The organism is Bradyrhizobium sp., assembly GCF_049798375.1.
GTDB lineage: Bacteria > Pseudomonadota > Alphaproteobacteria > Rhizobiales > Xanthobacteraceae > Bradyrhizobium.
This window is the reverse complement of sequence record NZ_JBARGP010000127.1, coordinates 1-1,789: the sequence shown is the minus strand read 5'-3', so window position 1 is coordinate 1,789 and position 1,789 is coordinate 1. Positions and strand designations below refer to the sequence as shown.

Annotated in this window: 3 protein-coding genes; all 3 read left to right on the top strand. The window is 63.0% G+C overall.

Annotation, left to right across the window (positions count from 1 at the left end; all coding sequences use genetic code 11):
- On the top strand, positions 1-222 hold a 222-nt coding region (locus WA702_RS05645; RefSeq protein WP_425109549.1), incomplete at its 5' end, for an aldehyde dehydrogenase family protein.
- A gap of 134 nt (positions 223-356) precedes the next feature.
- On the top strand, positions 357-1,340 hold the full coding sequence (gene hpaD / locus WA702_RS05640; protein ID WP_425109548.1) for a 3,4-dihydroxyphenylacetate 2,3-dioxygenase: 984 nt from the start codon (positions 357-359) through the stop codon (positions 1,338-1,340).
- Between the two features lie 60 nt (positions 1,341-1,400).
- Positions 1,401-1,789, top strand: a 389-nt coding sequence (locus WA702_RS05635) for a molybdate ABC transporter substrate-binding protein (protein ID WP_425109547.1), incomplete at its 3' end; no start/stop codon positions are given.

Here is a 1,789-nt window from a genome sequence, read left to right as displayed (position 1 = left end):
GACATGGGCCGCGCGCTGCGCGTTGCGGACGCACTGGAAGCCGGCATGATCTGGCTCAATTCGGAAAACGTCCGCCATCTGCCGACGCCGTTCGGCGGTATGAAATCCTCCGGCATCGGCCGCGACGGCGGCGACTATTCGTTCGACTTCTACATGGAAACCAAGCACGTCTCGCTGGCGCGGGGCACGCACAAGATTCAGAAGCTAGGCACGACGTCATAAAGCCAGGCACGGCCTCATCCCGAGCAGCGGGCCGTTGCCCGCGTCTCGAAGGATGGACCGCGCGGCCCATGGTTCGAGACGGCGCTGACGCGCCTCCTCACCATGAGGTTGAAACTAGAGACCAGGAAACAACCATGCCCGTTCCGCAACACGTCTTCGACCCGCCGTTCAACATCGTCAGGTGCAGCCACGTCGTGCTCGACGTGACCAACCTCGATGCCAGCCGCGAGTTCTACGAGAACACCATCGGCCTGCACCTCGAGGACCGCGACGACAAATCGGCGTATCTGCGCGGCAGCGAAGAGCACCAGCATCACTCGGTGGTGCTGCGCAAGGCGGCGAAGGCTGCCTGCAACCGGCTCGGCTTCAAGGTCGGCAATGACGGCGACCTCGATAAGGCGGCGTCGTTCTTCTCCGAGAACGGCATTGCCTATGCCTTCGTCTACCAACCGTTCCAGGGCCGCACGCTGCAATTCACCGATCCATTCGGCTTCCAGATCGAACTCTACGCCACGATGGAGAAGCGCCCGCATCTCTTGCGGCGTTACGACCTCTACAAGGGCTGCCATCCGCAGCGGCTCGACCATTTCAACGTGTTCGCCGCCGAAGTGCAGGACACCGTCGATTTCTACGCCCGGCTCGGTTTCCGCCTGACCGAATATGGCGAGGAAGACGGCCCGAACGGCCGCATCGCCGCGGCCTGGATGCACCGCAAGGGCAATGTGCACGATTTTGCCATCACCAACGGCAAGGGCCCTCGCCTGCACCATCTCGCCTACTGGGTGCCGACCGCGATGAACATTTTGCACCTCTGCGACGTGATGGCCTCCAGCGGCTTTTTGAAGAACATCGAACGCGGCCCCGGCCGCCACGGCATCTCCAACGCGTTCTTCCTCTACATCAGGGATCCCGACGGCCACCGCATCGAACTCTACACCAGCGACTATTTTACCGGCGATCACGACCATGAGCCGCTGCGCTGGTCGCTGAAAGACCCGCGCCGGCAAACGCTATGGGGGGCGCCCGCGCCGCGCTCCTGGTTCGAGCAGGGCTCGCCGTTTACCGGACAGGCGGTGCGCGATCCCCTGTTCGTCGCCGACGTCACGATCGCGGATTAGGATCGGTTTCCGATGAGGCGTCCTCTCACTCTCGCCTCACTTGCTGCTTTGGTGCTTATCATGACGCCCAACACCCACGCCGCCGAACTGAAAATGATCGCCGGCGGCTCGATGACCGGGCCGCTGAAGCAGATCGTGCCCGCGTTCGAAGCCGCGACCGGCCACAAGCTCAGCATTCATTTCGATTCGACACCCAATCTGATCAAGCAGGCGACGTCAGGCGAACCGCTCGATCTCGCGGTGGTGCCGGTCGATGTGTTCAAGGACGCCGCCGCAAATGCTCGTTTTGCCCCTAGCTCGACCACCGACATCGCCCGGGTCGGCTATGGCGTAATCGTGCGCGCGGGTGCGGCGAAGCCCGATATCGGTACGCCGGATGCGCTGAAGAAAGCGCTGCTCGATGCGCCATCGATCGCTTACGTGCCATCGAGCGCGGCCGGGGCTTACGT

What these genes read in the sequence shown, in the direction of transcription:
- hpaD (WP_425109548.1), top strand. Translation starts at nt 357, where the DNA reads ATGCCCGTTCCGCAACACGTCTTCGACCCGCCGTTCAACATCGTCAGG.